18 protein-coding genes are annotated in these 17,484 nt (G+C 48.2%); 3 read left to right on the top strand and 15 right to left on the bottom strand.

Features of this window, described 5'->3' with window-relative positions:
- Window positions 1-69: 69 nt before the first annotated feature.
- The gene (chrA, locus tag P2G85_RS12075; protein WP_275864331.1) at window positions 70-1,209 is read left to right on the top strand and encodes a chromate efflux transporter; all 1,140 of its coding nucleotides are present in this window, start codon (window positions 70-72) and stop codon (window positions 1,207-1,209) included.
- 73 nt (window positions 1,210-1,282) lie between these two features.
- Here chrA and P2G85_RS12080 read toward each other — a convergent pair whose 3' ends face one another.
- From P2G85_RS12080 to P2G85_RS12150, 15 genes are all read right to left on the bottom strand, one after another.
- On the bottom strand, window positions 1,283-2,299 hold the full coding sequence (locus P2G85_RS12080) for a hypothetical protein (RefSeq protein ID WP_275864332.1): 1,017 nt from the start codon (window positions 2,297-2,299) through the stop codon (window positions 1,283-1,285).
- A 17-nt stretch (window positions 2,300-2,316) separates the two neighbouring features.
- A complete protein-coding gene (locus P2G85_RS12085) occupies window positions 2,317-3,261 on the bottom strand; it encodes a type II secretion system F family protein (protein WP_275864333.1) in 945 nt (314 codons plus the stop codon).
- A gap of 2 nt (window positions 3,262-3,263) precedes the next feature.
- Window positions 3,264-4,232 carry a type II secretion system F family protein gene (locus P2G85_RS12090; RefSeq protein ID WP_275864334.1) on the bottom strand — a complete coding sequence of 323 codons (969 nt, stop codon included), beginning with the start codon at window positions 4,230-4,232 and terminating at the stop codon, window positions 3,264-3,266.
- 9 nt (window positions 4,233-4,241) lie between these two features.
- Window positions 4,242-5,690, bottom strand: coding sequence for a CpaF family protein (locus P2G85_RS12095; RefSeq protein WP_275864335.1), 1,449 nt, complete (start codon window positions 5,688-5,690; stop codon window positions 4,242-4,244).
- A 12-nt stretch (window positions 5,691-5,702) separates the two neighbouring features.
- Complete coding sequence (locus tag P2G85_RS12100; protein ID WP_275864336.1) at window positions 5,703-6,911, bottom strand: AAA family ATPase; 1,209 nt, start codon at window positions 6,909-6,911, stop codon at window positions 5,703-5,705.
- Window positions 6,912-6,923: 12 nt separating this feature from the next.
- The gene (locus tag P2G85_RS12105; protein ID WP_275864337.1) at window positions 6,924-7,445 is read right to left on the bottom strand and encodes a TadE family protein; all 522 of its coding nucleotides are present in this window, start codon (window positions 7,443-7,445) and stop codon (window positions 6,924-6,926) included.
- Window positions 7,442-7,909 carry a TadE family protein gene (locus P2G85_RS12110; RefSeq protein WP_275864338.1) on the bottom strand — a complete coding sequence of 156 codons (468 nt, stop codon included), beginning with the start codon at window positions 7,907-7,909 and terminating at the stop codon, window positions 7,442-7,444. Before P2G85_RS12110 ends, P2G85_RS12105 begins: the two co-directional genes overlap by 4 nt.
- Window position 7,910: 1 nt before the next feature.
- On the bottom strand, window positions 7,911-9,203 hold the full coding sequence (locus P2G85_RS12115) for a pilus assembly protein TadG-related protein (RefSeq protein WP_275864339.1): 1,293 nt from the start codon (window positions 9,201-9,203) through the stop codon (window positions 7,911-7,913).
- A gap of 25 nt (window positions 9,204-9,228) precedes the next feature.
- Window positions 9,229-9,453, bottom strand: a complete 225-nt coding sequence (locus P2G85_RS12120) for a hypothetical protein (RefSeq protein WP_275864340.1) — start codon at window positions 9,451-9,453, stop codon at window positions 9,229-9,231.
- A gap of 12 nt (window positions 9,454-9,465) precedes the next feature.
- Complete coding sequence (locus P2G85_RS12125; protein ID WP_275864341.1) at window positions 9,466-10,929, bottom strand: type II and III secretion system protein family protein; 1,464 nt, start codon at window positions 10,927-10,929, stop codon at window positions 9,466-9,468.
- A 7-nt stretch (window positions 10,930-10,936) separates the two neighbouring features.
- Window positions 10,937-11,689: a Flp pilus assembly protein CpaB gene (gene cpaB / locus P2G85_RS12130; RefSeq protein ID WP_275864342.1), complete on the bottom strand. Its 753-nt coding sequence runs from the start codon at window positions 11,687-11,689 to the stop codon at window positions 10,937-10,939.
- A 14-nt stretch (window positions 11,690-11,703) separates the two neighbouring features.
- The gene (locus P2G85_RS12135; protein ID WP_275864343.1) at window positions 11,704-13,017 is read right to left on the bottom strand and encodes an AAA family ATPase; all 1,314 of its coding nucleotides are present in this window, start codon (window positions 13,015-13,017) and stop codon (window positions 11,704-11,706) included.
- 70 nt (window positions 13,018-13,087) lie between these two features.
- Complete coding sequence (locus P2G85_RS12140; protein ID WP_275864344.1) at window positions 13,088-13,576, bottom strand: A24 family peptidase; 489 nt, start codon at window positions 13,574-13,576, stop codon at window positions 13,088-13,090.
- A gap of 39 nt (window positions 13,577-13,615) precedes the next feature.
- Window positions 13,616-13,789, bottom strand: coding sequence for a hypothetical protein (locus tag P2G85_RS12145; protein ID WP_275864345.1), 174 nt, complete (start codon window positions 13,787-13,789; stop codon window positions 13,616-13,618).
- A gap of 605 nt (window positions 13,790-14,394) precedes the next feature.
- Window positions 14,395-14,568, bottom strand: coding sequence for a hypothetical protein (locus P2G85_RS12150; protein ID WP_275864346.1), 174 nt, complete (start codon window positions 14,566-14,568; stop codon window positions 14,395-14,397).
- A 258-nt stretch (window positions 14,569-14,826) separates the two neighbouring features.
- Here P2G85_RS12150 and P2G85_RS12155 point away from each other — a divergent pair, with 258 nt between their 5' ends.
- Together P2G85_RS12155 and P2G85_RS12160 are read left to right on the top strand one after the other, a co-directional pair.
- Window positions 14,827-15,618: an AraC family transcriptional regulator gene (locus P2G85_RS12155; protein ID WP_275864347.1), complete on the top strand. Its 792-nt coding sequence runs from the start codon at window positions 14,827-14,829 to the stop codon at window positions 15,616-15,618.
- 106 nt (window positions 15,619-15,724) lie between these two features.
- On the top strand, window positions 15,725-17,410 hold the full coding sequence (locus tag P2G85_RS12160) for an AMP-binding protein (RefSeq protein WP_275864348.1): 1,686 nt from the start codon (window positions 15,725-15,727) through the stop codon (window positions 17,408-17,410).
- The last annotated feature ends 74 nt before the right edge of the window (window positions 17,411-17,484 follow it).

A 17,484-nucleotide genomic window follows, 5' to 3' on the forward strand; every position in this document is an offset into this window, starting at 1 on the left:
TTAATTTGAGTCATTTTACTGCATTTTTTACAGTAGAGGCAGTTCAATCATCGATTTAACAGGCTCAATATGTTTACCATTTTTAAAACTTTCTTCTGGCTTGGCTGGCTCAGTTTTGGAGGCCCGGCGGCACACATCGGTTACTTCCGTAAAACATTTGTTGAACAGCTTCAATGGCTTGATGACAGCGAATATGCACAAATAGTCGCTCTGAGCCAGTTCCTGCCAGGCCCAGGATCCAGCCAGGTAGGCTTTGCCCTGGGTTACAAACGTGGCGGCTTAGGTGGTGCGTGTGCCGCCTTTGTCGGCTTTACCCTGCCGTCGGTTATCATCATGCTGATTCTGGCAATGGTGAGCAGCCAGGTCACCGATACGGCACTGTTCCAAAACATCGTCCACGGCTTGAAGTTACTGGCGGTTGTCGTAGTCGCTGACGCGACCTGGGGGATGTACAAAAACTTTTGCCAGAGCAGACTGACGGCCGGGCTATGTGTACTAACGGCAATGGCCCTTTTGCTTGCCCCCGGCATATTGACGCAAATGCTGGTTCTGGTTGTAGCAGGGTTAACGGGTATGCAGTACCTGAAAAAAGAGTCCGTCACTCCGGCACAACCATTCCAGCCGAGCATCGCACCTTTAGCGCTGTTCACAACGCTATTAGTCGGCTTGCCTTTTATAGCCCACACCGAACCAATGCTGGGCTTGTTCAGCGACTTCTTCCAGGCGGGGAGTTTAGTATTTGGTGGTGGCCACGTGGTACTTCCGCTGCTACAAAATATCGTTGGCGACCAGCTTAGCCAAGATGCTTTTCTGACGGGTTACGCCGCCGCGCAAGCGGTACCGGGACCGATGTTTACCTTCGCCACATACATTGGTTATGAGCTGTCAGAGACGCCGATTCTCGGAGCCCTCGTCGCAACCCTGGGTGTATTCCTGCCGGGCTTCCTCTTACTGCTGGGAGTACTGAAAAACTGGCAGGCACTGGCCGGAAAGCCCACCCTGTCTGGTGCAATTAACGGGGTCAATGCTGCCGTCGTGGGATTGCTCCTGGCCTCGCTTTATCAACCGGTATTTAGCAGCGCCGTGCTCACCCCGATCGACATGGCACTGGTCATTGGTGGCTTCTACCTCCACAAGCGACTCAATATCCCGGTGGTCTGGATGATCATGCTATTTGTTGTGGCAGGTATCATTACCGGCCGCGTATAACCGGACGTAAAAAGCCGCTGCGGCCCTGCCAGATATCAGGCTGGCTGCCGCTGCGGCGTATAGTTATTCCCGGTTACTGTAAGAAGACCGTCGAAGTATCTTTGCCCTCCCGGAGCATTGCCAGGGCACGTTCCAGATTCTTGTTCGCCGTTTCGTAATAAGCCGGGTTTTTATTTATCGCTTGCTGCAGATAAGGGATTGCCTCTTCAGGCTTATCAAGCAGGATCAAAAAATATCCGACATTATTGAGCGCTTCAGCTTCCGACATATGCTTAGCAAAAATCCTCAGCGCCTGACGCGGCTTGCCTTTGGCGATAGCGATTAGGCCAAGGTTATTTATCGCACGCTCATCCCCCGGACTTTGGCTCAGTGCGGCACTGGTAAAATGGGTAGCGCGGAAATAATCTGCAACCATGTAATATGAGTAACCCAGGCTGACTAATGCGTGGACATTTTTGGCATCAATCTCGAGTGCTTTTCTCAACAAATCTTGAGCAATCTCGTGCTCTTTTTTAAGGTCATACAGCACTCCCAGGCCAACATAGGCATCCTTCGGCGACATAGCATCAAACCGCAGTGAAGCGATAGTATCTTGATTAAGGTTGTCCTTTGTCACATTTGCAGAGCTACCGAGGCGTACCTGATCAGCATTAAGCGCACGCAAATAATAAGCCTTGCCCACATCCTTCTGACCTTGCTTGGTATATAAACTACCGAGCTGTTCAAGTGACCCGATATGATTCGGGTTTTCGCTTAACGCTGCTCTGAACGCTTTGTCCGCCAGCTCAAAATCGCCTTTTGCCGTGTGAATCCGGCCGATGGTAAACAGCGTTTTGTCTTTATGCTGGGCATTATGAAACGCCAGTGAACGTATATATTCATACAAGGCTAAGTCGACATTTTTGTTAGTCAGCGCTCTGTCACCGCGCGATATGGCTTCCTCTTCACTCTTTGGCGGTTCATCATTGGTCAGGGATTCTACCGGTTTACCCGAGTACAGGGTTGAATCGAAATCAGATTCATCCTGAGTTGCGGAACAGGCAACGAGCACTAACAATGACAGCAGTATTATATTTTTTTTCACTAGCATAGATTTCCCCTTCCCTGTTAAGAAAACGCTTTACTCAGCATGATAAGCGCCGGACCGATAGCAACAATAAAGAAACACGGCCAGATAAACAGCACCATTGGAAACATCATTTTTACCGGAATTTTAGCGGCGATCTCCTCTGCCGCCTGCTGACGTTTATCACGATAGTCCTCAGTATATTCACGCAACGAATTCACCAAGCTCCCACCAATTCTTGACGCGTGACTGAGCATACTCACCAACCCCATCAGCTCTTCCAGGCCAGTCCGGGTGACCATCTCACGCAGCGCTTCCGGCATCGGCTTACCTGCCTGGATTTTGACACACACGGTATCGAGTTCGTCTGCCAGCTCAGGATGGGAGATGACGATTTCATCGGCCACGCGGCGCAGCGAGGCATTAAAACCCAGCCCGGATTCGGTACACACCACCAACAAATCCAGCATATCCGCTATGCCTGAACGGATGGCCTGCTGGCGTTTGTTGACCATGCGGCGTAGCACAAAATCTGGTAACACCAAACCAGTAAACGCCGAAGCCCCCATCATCAGATACAAATTCGGTGATTCGGGCATGGTCAGGTAGATCAATGTCGCGACCAAGATACCGATAATGGTGGTGACCGATTTAATCGAGTAAAACAAGGTAAGCGCGTTGCCCTGGTGAAACCCCGCATGCATCAGTTTGGTCCGGGTGGTTTCACGCTCTTTTTCGTTGGAAGGTTTGGTCAGCGGTGCCAGTGACTCCAGAGTATCCGCCATTCTCTCGTTGGCCGAAATGTGCTCTTTGCTCTCTCCGGACAACTCTGCCAACTTGCGTTTCAGCGGTGAATTCACGCCAATCACCAGCGATCCTAAAGTCAATACCACCAGCATGGTCGTGATCAAAATGAAGCCAATAAACAACAGCTCTTGGTCGATATTTATACTGCTGAGCCAGGCACTGATTTGTTGTGTGTCCATAGCTACACCTCAATATTGACAATTTTTCTGATCCATAAAGTCCCGATAAACAGTGCGATCATACCGCCAATCACCATTTTAACCCCCTGCGGTTCGGTATGCAGCAGCTCAATATATTTCGGGTCAACAATCGAAATGATGATATACAAGCCAAATGGCGCAAGTACCAACACCCAGGCGGACATACGCGACTCTGCTGAAATGGTGCGGATCTTCCTCGCAAGCTTGAATCTGGCCCGCAGAATACGGGACAGTTTTTCAATGTTCTCAACCAGATTACCGCCGGTTTCCTTATGCAGCATAACCGCGCTGGAAAAGGCCAGCATCGACACGGTCGGCGTCCTCTCGGTCATTTGCATGATCGCCAGCCGCAAGTCGTAACCATAGTTGAGCAGGTTAAAGGTATTAAGAAATTCAGGCCCTATCGGTGCGGCCATCTCCCGACCAACTTCGCCAAATGCCTGATTGATGGGCTGACCGGCCTGAAGCACCCGCTTAATAATATCCAGCGCTTCTGGTAATTGTTCTTCAAACTTCTGTAGGCGATCGGCTATGGTCTTTTGCAGATAAAAATAGATGCACAGCCAGGTCGCTAACATCGAGCCGACACAGATATACCAGACTTGCTCAAAAAACAGCAGCAGTAAGGCGACTACGCAACCTGAGAGAAAAGACAAGAACAAGAATTTGCCGAAACTGACTGTCATACCCGCCAGCTCAAGTTTTTTCTTCAGCACTTCAAACGGGCTGAAACGAACCAAAAAGCGTTCAATCAGCGACAAGTTTTTCAGCGAATTTTCACGCAGCAACGATACGCTTTCTGCGTCAATGTGCTTATGACTTTCGTTAATCCGCTTAACCAGTTGTTTGTGCTTTACTTTTTTACCGGCAGAAGGAAGAATCAGAGCTTGGCTAATAAACACAACCGACAAAAAAAGTAAGAACAAAAATAAGGGCAGTTGACCTTCCATAGCAGACTCCTAGAGCACTTTTTCATTGAATATTTCAAATGGTACATCTAAGCCTCGTTTAATTAGCTGGTCGTGACAGCTTGGCACAATACCGGTTGCCACATAACGCCCCAGCACATTGCCCTCTTTATCGACCCCCTGACGTTGGAAGGCAAAAATCTCCGACATGGTGATCACCTCCCCTTCCATGCCATTGATTTCCTGAATCGATACCATGCGGCGTTTACCGTCTTCTTGTCGATCCATCTGCACGACGATATTGATCGCCGATGCAATTTGAGCGCGCAAGTTCTTGGTTGAGACATTCCAGCCCGCCATCGAGAACATATTTTCAACCCGGCTTAACGCATCCCTCGGGGTATTGGCGTGGATGGTCGCCAATGACCCGTCATGACCGGTATTCATGGCCGATAACATGTCTACGGCTTCACTGCCCCGCACCTCACCCACCACAATCCGGTCAGGACGCATCCGCAGTGAGTTTTTCACCAAATCACGCTGGGTTATTTCCCCTTTACCTTCGATGTTGGCGGGACGGGTTTCGAGGCGAATAATGTGTGGTTGTTGCAGTTGTAATTCAGCTGAATCTTCAATAGTAACAATGCGTTGATCGCTGGGAATAAAACTGGAAAGAATGTTGAGCGTGGTGGTTTTACCTGAACCGGTACCACCCGAAATCAGAATATTCAGCTCACCGACCACCGCCGCATTAAGAAATTTGGCCATTTCCGGTGACAAGGAACCAAGCTCAAGCAAGTTTTCCATGTTTAACCGCTCAACCGCAAAACGGCGGATAGATACCGAAGGGCCATCGATGGCCAGCGGGGGAATAATGGCATTGAAACGCGAACCGTCTTTCAGGCGCGCATCAACCATCGGCGATGCCTCGTCAATCCGCCGCCCGACCTGGCTCACGATCCTGTCGATAATGCTGCGCAAATGACGCTCGTCAAGGAAAGTATGCGGCGTTTTTTCCAGCTTACCAAAGCGCTCCACATACACATTCTTGGCGCCATTAACCAGAATATCTGAGATCGTCGCATCTTCGAGCAGTGGCTCCAAAGGCCCGAGGCCAAAGACCTCATCCTCAATCTGTTTCATCACGCGATTACGCGCTTCAGAACTCAAAGGATGAGTCTGATCTTCGGCAATCAACTGTATTACCGCTTCACGAAGTTCTTCTTTGGCGCGATCTTCCGGTAAGTGCGACAGTAAGCCAAGATCCAAGGTATCAAGCAGCTTTTGGTGATAATAATGTTTTACCGCCAAATCTTGCTCTAGCTGTTTTTTCTGCTCTTCAATGGCTTTGAGTTTCGCTTCAACAGGGGACAACATTCTTTCGTCTTTGTCACCTAGCTCAGCGTTCTTTTCTATGGATTCATGGCGTCGTGGAGAGTCAAGGCGATCTTCATCTGTCGACCGTAATGCACTTCCGACGTTCTTACGCTTAAAGAACATATTCTTCCCCTGTTACGAAAATAGTTTCTTGATCCAGCTTTTTTTCTCTTCTACGGGGTTTTCCAGTAGGTGCGATATTTCCGCAAGAGACTCCTTAATGGCGCTGTTACGTTTCGATTGAACGATCGGGTTACCTAAGTTGGCGCACTCCATTGCCACAGCAAAGTTATTCGGCACAACATGGATAGCGCGTTCTGGCAGTGTTTTCTCAATATCCTTCAGCGAAATTTCGGCTTTTTTTTCAAAGCGATTGACGATCAATTCAACCTGATGGTTACTTAAACCATAGTCCAACTCGAGAGATCTTACGTAATTTGATGCATGCTTTATTGAGGTAACATTTTGCTGAAGCACCAGAAAAACGTGAGTAGCCGGGGAGATGATTTGTTGGTAAGCGTGTTCAATACCATGCGACATATCGACGATGATGTGCGAATAAAACTGGCGCAGTAGCGGCAATAACTTGCTCACACTAGTCGCATTGTGATAGTTCTCTCGAATATTATCCTGGTCAAAACAGAGGTAATTCAGCCCTGACGAATGCTTAAACACCAACCCTTCCAGAGACATCTCATCCAAATCACTGGCAGCGTTGATCACATCATTAATGCTGTATTTAGGCTTGCAATTAAGATAATCCGCAGCGTCACTAAACTGCATATCTAAATCGATCAGTAACACGTTACTCCGTGCATAACTGGCCAGTTCAATCGCAGTATTTAATGCTAATGTGGTCGCCCCAGAACCACCTTTGGCATTGATAAACAGCGTCAAATCTCCCATCTTCTTGTTGGAAATTTTTTCGTCTGCCGTAACTTTCAATAACGGATACAGCTCACTAAAATCTACCGTGCTGGAAAAGTAGTCCGTGGCGCCGAGCCGCAATGCCATTTTGAGTGAGACGGTATCATGCTCATCACCAAATACTATCAATGCGGTATGGTTTTGTTGCAGGCTGCTCTCGTTGGAGTAAATAAGCTCAACTTTCTGCACCCAAAGTTCTCCGGTTTCGATATAGAGCAAATCCGGATCTGGCTTATTATGAATGGTGTCATTGTTGAACACGTCGAGCTCAATCCACTCGATGTTTAAGTTGACACATTGTGACAGCTCTTTCTCGATGTGGTTCCTAAAACTCGAAGTCGAATAGACAATCCAAAGCACCAGGTTGGTCTTCAGCGTCTTGTAATCGCGCCTTTCCATATTTACAGGTCTCAACATAGTGCTACTCCTTTAGCAATCTTCGATGACATTAGAACCTTCAGGGCGTTTTACCCCCAGACTCTCAGCAGGCAATATGGTTTCTAAACTGGGGGTATTCCCCACCGCGTTTATCAACACCGACAACACAAAAAACCGGAACGTATACCCCACCGATCTGGCTCTTACATACTCAATCTGCGCAAACGCAGCATTCAACGTATCACTGTCAGCCGGAGGAGTGGTCAAAAAGCCTGAAACATCGACTGGGTTACCACTGGCATCCAGATAATCGATTTCCAGATTGGCAGCAGTAAACCCTGCCGGGTACAAATCGGAGACGGCCGGCAATTGCGGAATATCATCCCTGTCCGCGATGTAACAAACCGTAGCCAACCGGGCCGCCCGGCGTGTCACTTCATTGACCATCTGTACCGAATAAAAGTAGGCGGCAAATTCAATTATCAAAAACAAAATCAGAATGACGGCTAAGGCAATCAAAGAAAACTCCACCTGAGTCAGTCCTTTTTGCTTGGATCTTATGATTCTCATCATGGTGCGGTCCTCATTTTTGCCGACGCGCCCATACTGAACTCCAGCGATGTGCCTACAATCGGCAGCTGAAGAAAAATCGGCACGTAATTGTAAGTGGCAGATACAGTTACTTCTTTGGTGACACTTGTAGGCGGAGTAACAATGACATCATCCACGCCGATATAGGTGAGAATCGGTGTACTACCCCCTACCGGGTTACCGTAGATCACGACATTCTTTATCTCGCTCTCTTCCGCAATGGTATTAAATGATAAAGTCCCATACGTTTCGACCACTGCATAACGGGCACCATTTTGCAGCGCCTTGTTAACTTCGGTATATTGGATAAACGCCCGGCTGACATCAATCACCAGTACTGTCAGGATCAACAACATTGGCAATGCAATGATAAACTCAACGGCCGCTAAGCCTGCCTGACGCTTACCTACCCCATGTATTAAGGGCTGAATATTGCTGTTTTTCATGCTAAGACGCCCCACCTGATGGATCTTTGTAAAGCTGAATGCGATAGAAGCCTTTGTCTGTCGGATCAACTCCTGTAGATCCGTTATTGATCGGACACTCATACAAAAACTGTCCAAACACTGCTGCCTGTCCGGAATTGTCCACTTTCTGCAGCAGGAAAAAACAACCAAAGCCGAGCACATCAAATTCAGATTTACCTGTCGACGCCGTGCAGTTAACGATAGGAACGCGTAATATACGCCGGCCACGCTCACCTGAGTCACCGGTGTAACTGGCAGAGTCACAAGGAGAGCCACCACTTTCGCATGCACTTAGCTCTTGCAGGTAATTGGAATAATAGAGATCGCCGGCATAAAGCTCCCCTGACTCAGCTAACACATCCGGCTCACGCACATATTTGTCCGGTAATACGGTGCCGTCGTTTTTGATCGGACCGGAAAAATCATTCAGCCGGGTATTAATCCCCTGAGCCACCGGACCGACACTACTACCCGGCTTGGTGACGACTGTATCACCAATGGTCGCACAGCCATTGTAAGCGCCGGATAACGCATCACGCACCAGTGCTGCACCGCTGTTGGCGGTATCCTGGCCAAAGTCGAGAAGCTGGAAGTTACCCGGCCCCATGTCGGTATTGTCCTGATCCCCGACCTTGAGTTCGTGCACCAGTGTCGGGTCGGTTGAGGTATTTGGATCATAACCCAGCGGGTTATATCCCCAGGCATCTTCCGCGCTACCAGTCGGCTCGCCACACATGGCAATCGGCGTTAGGTTACACGACTCGATCACCGCCGCACTGCGCCCCGCGACGGCACTGGCAGACACTGTCTGCCCAATCCCAAACACACCGGCTAAATACTGGGTGAGCGGCATCCCCGTAACCTGAACCCGGACATAAATGTCATAATCACCCGCAGGAGGGGCAAAGCTGGCCGCGTCAACAAAGTTCTCCAGATCATGTGAGAAGGTCACCGACGTGTTGCCATCATTGCTTACACTGAAGTTTTCATTGCGGATCAGTTGGTTATTGCCGGATGTGGCGACAAAGCTAACTAACGTAGCCCTGGCTGCCGCTTCCGCCGCATCAACGTCACTACTGTCATCCGCAACCACCGCCCCGGCCAACGCCGCAGCATCGACCGCATTTTGCAGTCTTGTCCGGTTGAGAACCTGGTTGTTAATGTCGATACCAAATGCTGCCATACCTAGCAATATCAACATCACCAGACTCAAGAGCACCAAAGTAATGCCTTGCTGATATTGCTTCAGTGCCCGGCGATTTATCCTGACCATAGCCCCTCCCCAAGTGAAACTTCACTTATTTCTTTTTGGCTACCCCGTTATTGTTGTATATCTCTAAGCTGGTTTGAGTACGTTCACCACTTCCTTCCGGTAGATAATCGAGGTTTTCATACCAGGCATTAGTGTTAAGTGTTTGTTCCGCACGTAACTGGCTTAAAGATATGCCAAGCTCAGGGTCATTCGCGCAGCCGAGCAAGCCGAGCGATGTGAAACAAATGGTTAATAGCATTATGTTTTTCATCTTTTCCTCCACTTACAGGCTGTGCCCGAATTTACCCTCAGAACCACCTTCTGACGTTCCATACTGTAAGGCACTATTATCAGATTGTTCATTTATGTCATTGAGCCGATAACGGTCGAAATCCAGTTCAGCCCCTTTGCCTAGCAGGTAAAACTCCACATCATTCGGACTGACATACGCATCGGTCGGCAAAGTGATCCTGCGTCGGTCTATTGGTGTCGCCAAACGCGGCGTTACCAGAATGACCAACTCGGTTTCACCTGAAGTAAACTCTTCACTCTTAAATAATCGCCCCAAAACCGGAATATCACTTGCTCCCGGAATACCGTCCGCAACATTGCGAGAGTTTTCACTCAACAAGCCAGCGATCCCTATCGTTTGTCCATCCGCTAATTCAAGTGTAGTGCCTGCACTGCGTTTGGTAATTGGCGGAATGAAAAATGTTGCATTCACTTCTCCAGGATTGAAAGTCAGCACACCAGAATTGGAAATTTCACTCACGTTAACGTTGAGCTTAAGGTTAATTTTCTTATCACTGAGAATAAAAGGCACAAAGTCTAACTGAACACCGTACTCTTTATAATCAATGGTAATACCATCGTCGTTCGGTACCGGAATGGGGAATTCCCCACCGGCAACAAACTCCGCTTTTGTGCCACTCAGGGCCGTCAAACTTGGCTCTGCCAACACCTTGGCGACACCGTTTTGTTTAGCCACATCCAAAGCGAAGGTAAACAGGGTATTACTATCAATGAACGACCCCAGGAACCCAAAATCATCGACACTTGGCACATTTAAAATCGGACCAATATTATCGATGCCGCCACCAGCGGTGGTCGCTCCCCAGGTAAAATCCCCACTGCGTTGGAAAAAGTGGAAGTTGGAGTCGAAACGGCGTACTAACGAACGTTGCACCTCGGCTACTGTCACTTCCAGCGTTACCTGCTGGGCCCCACCAATGGCGAGCAAGTTAATCACCGGGCTCTCTTCATCCTTACCGCCTTTATCCTCCCCTTCATCGGCCGCATCACCAAAGGAAAAGGTTTCCGCCAGCTTGATCGCGGTATCCATATTCTGCTGGCTGCTGACCAAGCCTTTGAGGACAATTTTTTCCAGTGAGCTGTGCACTTCTATATTCTCATCCGGTAAAAACTGGTGAAGCTTAGCTTTCAAGGTATTGAGATCGTGAGTGACTTCTACGTTAAAGGATTCAATAATCCGGCCACGGCTGTCCCAGACCGAGACGTTGGTCGTCCCGAGTTTTTTACCAATTAAAAACAGCTCATTGGATCGCAACACCAAAATATCGAGTACTTCCGGATCCCCCAATGTCACCTTCTTCGCTTTGCCAGAAATCATCAACTGTGTCGATTGATGATGTGGTACGCTGACTATTTTCCCGGACTGAGCGGTAGCCGCGTTGACTGAAAAGCTCACAAAAAGTAACTGACACAAGATAAGTATTGTTGTTTTCATAGTTCACCTAATTACTCACTCTAACGCTGGACGCTTGAGTGCCTTTAATTACGGTTACACTTGGTCGTGGTACATAACGCTTCGCGGCCACTGGTTTGTCAACTTCATGCGGATTACGCAGTGCCAATTGAATATGCCCCTTGCTGTTTTCCGTTAGTAATTTTTCTGCTTCTTTGGGTGTCACTTCGAGGGTGACAGCACGGACAATCACCGGCCGGTTGTCCTTGGTTTTGGCGGTTTGGTCCACTGCCAGTACTTTGATGTTCTTCAACACCGTATTGGTCGAGGCACTGTTTTTACCCCGTTTGACCGTATTAAGCACATCCACTTTATTCCCCGGCAGCAAGAATCCGGCAACCCCAATGACATCATTAACCCGGATAGTCACCGCACGTTTGCTTTCCGGAATCAATGCAGCCAGAGTCGCCCCTTCACCGGGCTGGGCCAAACGATCAGGGTGTACCATTTCACCGTCATAAATCGTATTGGCAACAATGCGTCCCACCGCTTGCTCAGGCACCTTCAATGTTCTTTCACCGATCCATTCCACCTCCATCAGTTTCGTCGATAAGTGTTTCTCTTCCAGGATGGTTCCCGGTTCCAGCTCCATTGCCGCCACCAGTACCGGATGACGCTCAACTTCTTCCAGTTCTACCGTCGGCTGGTTTTGCCCTTCTAACCATTGCTTGGCAATAATCACCGCGCCAAGACCAAAAACAACGGAAAGGAGCAGCAGCATCACAACTTGAGTTCGGCTCATAATCCTTTTCTCCTTTATTCATCCACGGTGAAGTACAATCCCCAGGCTCTGGTGAGGATGTCTGAGGTCACCACTTTTTCTTTCCCTTCAAACTGCAAAATGTCCCGGCTGATACCGAGTAAATCTTTGGGTAAACAAGGGAAGTACGCTGTGCCACTGTCGTTATGTAACGCTATTAAGTCGTCAAAAAAACCGCTGGGAAGCTCCATCGCATAATCTTTCGCCAGCGAGTTCCACAAAGCGGTGTAATCCTTAAGTTCCAGAGGAATAAATTCCACTTTGTAACCCAGGCGGCGCAAGAAAGCCGGATCGGCAATCACGCTCGGAGGTAAGTTAGATGAGAACGCCAGAGTTAATAAGAACGGCACGGTAATTTGCTGCCCGTTGGGTAATGCCAGGTGGTCAAACAGATACTCCATCGGCACAATCCAGCGATTGAGCAAGGCGTCAACCGGCATCGACTGGCGTCCCAAATCATCGATAACAAAAATGCCGTTATTGGCCATCATTTGCAGCGGCGCAATCCACACCCGGTTATGCTCACTGTGATTCACTTCCAGCATGTCCAGGGTCAGCTCCCCGCCGACCTGAATGTTCGGTCGTTCACACAGCACCCAGCGCTTGTCATAATGCTGATCCAATTTAACGAACACTTGGGAGTGTGAGTTATCCAACCGGCGGTGATGGTGCTCAGAAAAGACTTTAATGATATTGCCGTCAGCATATATTGCGTAGGGGATAAACACCGCAGTATTCAATGCATTCAGCACTCGGGCCGCGACATAACTTTTACCCGTACCCGCGTGACCGTAAAGCAGCATCGCCCGGCCCGAGTTGATCGCTGGCCCCAATATCGGGACCAAGCGCTCGGAGCCAAACACATCCGACAGTGCCCGCTCAACATCTGGCCGCTGGATCGGATATTTCCTCAAATCCTGCCCCTCCACAACAGCCCAGTACGCCTCCAGTGATACCGGCACCGGACCGATGTAGGCATCTTTGCGAAAGGCCAGCTCGGCCTCGGCCATCCCGAGTTCTGTCAGACCATAACGCACGTTAGTGTAGGCATTAGTTAATTGCTCCGTGACCGGTTGATACACTTCGACCCAGCTGCGCTTTCGCAATTGCGCCAACGCATTTTCCACAATGTGGGAAACCACACACAAGCGGTTGGTTAACTCAATTAAATCGCATTTCGGGTAGGCAGATAGATGCTTCAGCACCAGATTTTCAACCACTGACGGAGGGATACCCAACGCATCTTCAGAGGCTGGGACTTTGGGTGGACTGATTTGCGGCACGAGCTTATCCATTATTACGGAGCCCATATTGCTCCCTCCTGTTAATCGGTTGTAGTATTCCCAATGATACTGACACGCTTCGTCAGACAGACTGGTACTAATGGGTATATGAGTAATACGCTAAGCCGATAACAATCACGGGAGCAAAAGGAATCACCATTTTTGACTTTCGGCCAAAGTTTGGTGTGACTTTATCTAAACAATAACCTTTGGCCTGATGAGACACTGAATAACCGGAATGAATGGTGAAAAGTGCCAAATAGAACGCACCCACTACTCCACCAGCAAGGATTATACAGACCACCGCCTCTCCCATTTTTTCTAGCCCTAACCACGCACCAATCACTGCGAGCAGTTTAACGTCTCCACCAGCCATAGCCCCGATGGCATACAAGCCCAAACCAATGCCGAAAGTAACAATTCCACCATAAGCGTGTTCGGACCAGTCAGCTGGTGAAATGGTGGCAACTGCGGTTACGACTAATACCAGCAGCAGCACCACCATTTGATTAGGTATCCGATGTCTTTGCGCATCGGATACCCCGATTGCGATGAGCAACGACCAGATCGCAATATCTATTATCATTATGAATCTAGCCTCATCATTACGAATTACGAGTTACATTTAGATACCGTCAATATCACTCGCGACGTTACTAAATGCGTTTGCCAATGTTTCCCAGAAACCTAAGCTAAGCATAGCCGCAACGATCAGTGCTGCACCCAAAATGTACTCTAGTAAAGTGAGACCTTCTTCATCATTCCAGAAGTTTTTAACTGCTTGTGTGAATTTGTCCATTTTCCTTCCCCTGTTGTCCTATCAAGCAAGATGATTAAGGTGACACCATCTTTTCGACATGCGTCACAATTCAAAGATAGATTAGAGACTGTTTTGTTAGTTAGGACTTTTTTGTCTTTGAGTAGGACTTTTTTGCCATAGTGGCTTGTTTGCTGTGAAATAATGACACTTCCCTCAATACAGGAAGTTAGCGACTTCTTAGCCGCCATTTTTTTATCTACACTTAAATAATGGGTCCACGTGGAAACAGCACTACCATGATGAAGAAAAGACAAATTGAAGAGTGGATAAAAACAGAAAGTCACTGGTTGGCTAAACTGGCCGAAACCCGCTCACAGGCATGCTTAGCGTGGCTCTGGCGAGTTATTTGAGTGGTGGCTGATGGCAATGATACGTCGATCACCAATGGTTATGATGGCTACTATCTTTTCCCCTGACAACGGGATATAAACTCTGGCTCTGCAAGTCAAACCGTGACAAAAACTAAAATTGTGTTGCGTATAACTAACTGGGTACCCGGTGTATACGCACCGGGTACCCAGGTTGCGATAAGCTACCGCCATCTCTCATCACTATTAATCTAACCGTCTGACGACAGATCAGGTTTAAATACCGTCAATATCGCTGGATACATTGCTGAACGCATTGGCCAATGTTTCCCAGAAGCCCAGGCTAAGCATTGCCGCAACGATCAGTGCCGCACCCAAAATATATTCCAGTAAAGTCAGTCCTTCTTCATCATTGCAGAAGTTTTTGACTATTTGTTTGAACTTGTCCATTTTCCTTCCCCTGTTGTCCAACTAAACAAGATGATCAATATGATGCATGCTCTTTTTGAGTTGCAGCATACTTCAAAGATAGGCGACCATTTATCACACGGTCAGAATTATTTGTTTTTGAGTAGGCCTATTTACTATCACATCTTATCTAACCTGAAATAATGACCGCTGACTCAATTCAGAGAGTCAGGGGCTCCTCATCCGCTTTTTTCATCTACGCTTAACTAAATGGACCAGCTCACAAGCTGCAATGCCAGAATGAACAAAAAACAAACGGAGCAGTGGATGAAGTCACGGATTTGCTGGCTGGGAAAGCCGACCAAGGCCCTGCCTCAGGTATGCTTGAAACAGCTCAACCAACATTTTCATGTCGTTGAGTACGGTGATGATATATCGATCATCAGCGATCCTGGTGTGCACTATTTTTTCCTCTATCTGGGGAATAACAGCCCGCTTCCCATTAAATGCATAAGCACACTATGCAACAACTTAAACAAGCAGCTTATTATCATCTCTGACAAAGGAGAGGAGGTAACTCTGCCCGATCGCGCCATCACCAGTGAAGTCTATCAATTAGATAGCGCAAGCTTTGCACCGTGGTTACTGCATCTGCAGCGTAAATACTTTCTTCACCCCACAGAAAGCCTCCATCCCATCGTGATCTCCCCTTCAGAGCCCTCAGCTAACACCGATTTAAACAAGGTGCTTGATTTCGTTGAACACAACCTGCAGCGCGAAATCCGCGAAGAAGACGTCGCCGCAATATGCCACTACTCTGCCACCTATTTTTCCAAATATTTTCGCAAGCAGATGGGGGTTTGTTTTCGTGATTATTTAATTGAGAAGCGCCTCACGCTGGCAAAAAGCCTGCTCCTCAGCCAGCCCTCACTCAAAATTGCCTATATCGCCTACCAGTGCGGTTACCAGGACATCTCATATTTCGCACGGATCTTTAAGAAACGTACCGGGCTTTCACCTGCCAGTTATCGCCAGCAATACTTTAAAGAAACCAATACAACATCAGCAGATCCCGCCCATTTGCTTCCATGACAAATATTTAAGAATTAGTGCTGCTAACACCGTCAATAATATGCTAAATTTAACAATGCATTAACAAGCATAATAACTAATTCGATAAGACATGGAGTCACCGAACATGAATCAGCCTAACCCAACTGTTACTGCTGGCTGCGCTCTCCCCCCACCTAATGAAATGTTATTGAAATGGGCCAAGGAGCGTCCCAACCAAGTCTATCTAAGACAGATCATCAACCGACAATTTGTCGATTTCACTTACCAGGACGTGGCAGACCAAGCCTTGAAGCTGGTCAGTGCGTTGCGCAAGCTCGGCCTTGAACCCGGTGACAAAATCGCTTTGATCTCCAAAAACTGCGCCGAGTGGTTTATCACCGATCTGGCGCTGATGCTTGGTGATTACGTTAGTGTGCCGATCTTTCCGACCGCAGGTGCAGACACGATCGAGTATTGCATTACCCATAGTGAAAGCAAGGCCTTAATCGCCGGAAAACTCGACGATGCCACGGTGACACAACAAGTGATTGACTCGCTGAGCGATGTGATTAGTATCGCACTACCATATGATTCGGCGCCAGATTGCCAATATCAGTTCAAAGCATTGATCGCTGACGTTGAACCCAGCCTGGAACGGCCCCAGCATTACGATGATAAACTGATGTCGCTGGTATATACTTCGGGAACCTCCGGTGTACCGAAAGGGGCAATGCTGACCTACGGAGCATTCAACTGGTCAACCCAACAACTGATCAATCATATCGGAATTGAAGAAGATGACCGGTTATTCTCTTACCTGCCTCTAGCGCATATTACTGAGCGAGTCTACATCTTCGGCTCTTCTATTATGGGTGGGGTTACCACTGCATTTCCTGAATCTCTTGATACTTTTATTGAAGATGTGAAAATGCATCGCCCTACGCTGTTTATTTCCGTCCCACGTCTTTGGACTCTGTTTCAGCAGCGCATCCAGGATAAGTTGCCACAAAAAAGACTTAATCTTTTGCTGAAAATCCCACTTATCAATACCCTGATTAAGCGAAAACTGGCTGAAGGGTTGGGACTGGATCAAGCCAGAGTACTGGGGTGTGGCTCTGCCCCCGTCTCCCCGGCGCTGCTGGAGTGGTATCACCAGGTTGGTTTAAACATTACCGAAGCATGGGGCATGACGGAGTCTTTTGCCTACAGCACACTGAACTATCCGTTCCGTGCAGACAAAATCGGTACCGTTGGTAATGCAGGCCCGGGCATAGAACTGAAAATCGCCGCCGACAATGAAATCATGGTTCGCAGCCAAGGGGTATTTTCCGGTTACTACAAAAATGACATTGCCAGTCAGGAAGCCTTTGATTCCGAGGGATGGCTGCACACCGGTGATATCGGCAGTTTAGATGCTGAAGGTTACCTCACCATTCAAGGGCGTAAAAAGGACACGTTTAAAACGGCGAAGGGCAAATTTGTCTCTCCGGTACCGATTGAGAAAAAGCTGTTTGAATACAGCCGCGTAGAAATGATGTGCCTGATAGGACTCGGCCTCCCGGCGCCAATCCTGCTGGTGGTACCGCATGACTTCCCGCACTTTGACCGAGCCCGTTATGAGCGCACAACCAAGAGAGTCGTTGAAAAAATGAACTCACAGTTAGACTCACACGAACAAATCAAAGGGGTACTGATGATTAAAGACCCCTGGACAATCGAAAACGGCATTTTAACCCCGACCCTGAAAATTAAACGCCATGTACTTGAACAGAAATACCATCAGGTAGGCCAGAACTGGCCGAAAGGCCAACTGGTGGTGTGGGAAGAGTAGTTTCCACGCAGTAAGCCACTCCTGCTGTTGGCGCTTAACGTTGAGTTATCACCTCACTTTTAGCCCTTGCCCGA

The organism is Vibrio sp. CAU 1672, assembly GCF_029223195.1.
Taxonomy (GTDB): Bacteria; Pseudomonadota; Gammaproteobacteria; order Enterobacterales; family Vibrionaceae; genus Vibrio.

Excerpts from the sequence above, each read along its gene's own strand:
- P2G85_RS12120 (WP_275864340.1), bottom strand. The coding sequence starts at position 9,453 with ATGAAAAACATAATGCTATTAACCATTTGTTTCACATCGCTCGGCTTG.
- P2G85_RS12150 (WP_275864346.1), bottom strand. The coding sequence starts at position 14,568 with ATGGACAAGTTCAAACAAATAGTCAAAAACTTCTGCAATGATGAAGAA.
- P2G85_RS12090 (WP_275864334.1), bottom strand. The coding sequence starts at position 4,232 with ATGGAAGGTCAACTGCCCTTATTTTTGTTCTTACTTTTTTTGTCGGTT.
- P2G85_RS12145 (WP_275864345.1), bottom strand. The coding sequence starts at position 13,789 with ATGGACAAATTCACACAAGCAGTTAAAAACTTCTGGAATGATGAAGAA.
- P2G85_RS12115 (WP_275864339.1), bottom strand. The coding sequence starts at position 9,203 with ATGGTCAGGATAAATCGCCGGGCACTGAAGCAATATCAGCAAGGCATT.
- P2G85_RS12105 (WP_275864337.1), bottom strand. The coding sequence starts at position 7,445 with ATGATGAGAATCATAAGATCCAAGCAAAAAGGACTGACTCAGGTGGAG.
- P2G85_RS12125 (WP_275864341.1), bottom strand. The coding sequence starts at position 10,929 with ATGAAAACAACAATACTTATCTTGTGTCAGTTACTTTTTGTGAGCTTT.
- P2G85_RS12155 (WP_275864347.1), top strand. The coding sequence starts at position 14,827 with ATGAACAAAAAACAAACGGAGCAGTGGATGAAGTCACGGATTTGCTGG.
- P2G85_RS12100 (WP_275864336.1), bottom strand. The coding sequence starts at position 6,911 with ATGTTGAGACCTGTAAATATGGAAAGGCGCGATTACAAGACGCTGAAG.
- P2G85_RS12160 (WP_275864348.1), top strand. The coding sequence starts at position 15,725 with ATGAATCAGCCTAACCCAACTGTTACTGCTGGCTGCGCTCTCCCCCCA.
- P2G85_RS12080 (WP_275864332.1), bottom strand. The coding sequence starts at position 2,299 with ATGCTAGTGAAAAAAAATATAATACTGCTGTCATTGTTAGTGCTCGTT.
- P2G85_RS12085 (WP_275864333.1), bottom strand. The coding sequence starts at position 3,261 with ATGGACACACAACAAATCAGTGCCTGGCTCAGCAGTATAAATATCGAC.
- P2G85_RS12110 (WP_275864338.1), bottom strand. The coding sequence starts at position 7,909 with ATGAAAAACAGCAATATTCAGCCCTTAATACATGGGGTAGGTAAGCGT.
- P2G85_RS12135 (WP_275864343.1), bottom strand. The coding sequence starts at position 13,017 with ATGGGCTCCGTAATAATGGATAAGCTCGTGCCGCAAATCAGTCCACCC.
- chrA (WP_275864331.1), top strand. The coding sequence starts at position 70 with ATGTTTACCATTTTTAAAACTTTCTTCTGGCTTGGCTGGCTCAGTTTT.
- cpaB (WP_275864342.1), bottom strand. The coding sequence starts at position 11,689 with ATGAGCCGAACTCAAGTTGTGATGCTGCTGCTCCTTTCCGTTGTTTTT.
- P2G85_RS12095 (WP_275864335.1), bottom strand. The coding sequence starts at position 5,690 with ATGTTCTTTAAGCGTAAGAACGTCGGAAGTGCATTACGGTCGACAGAT.
- P2G85_RS12140 (WP_275864344.1), bottom strand. The coding sequence starts at position 13,576 with ATGATAATAGATATTGCGATCTGGTCGTTGCTCATCGCAATCGGGGTA.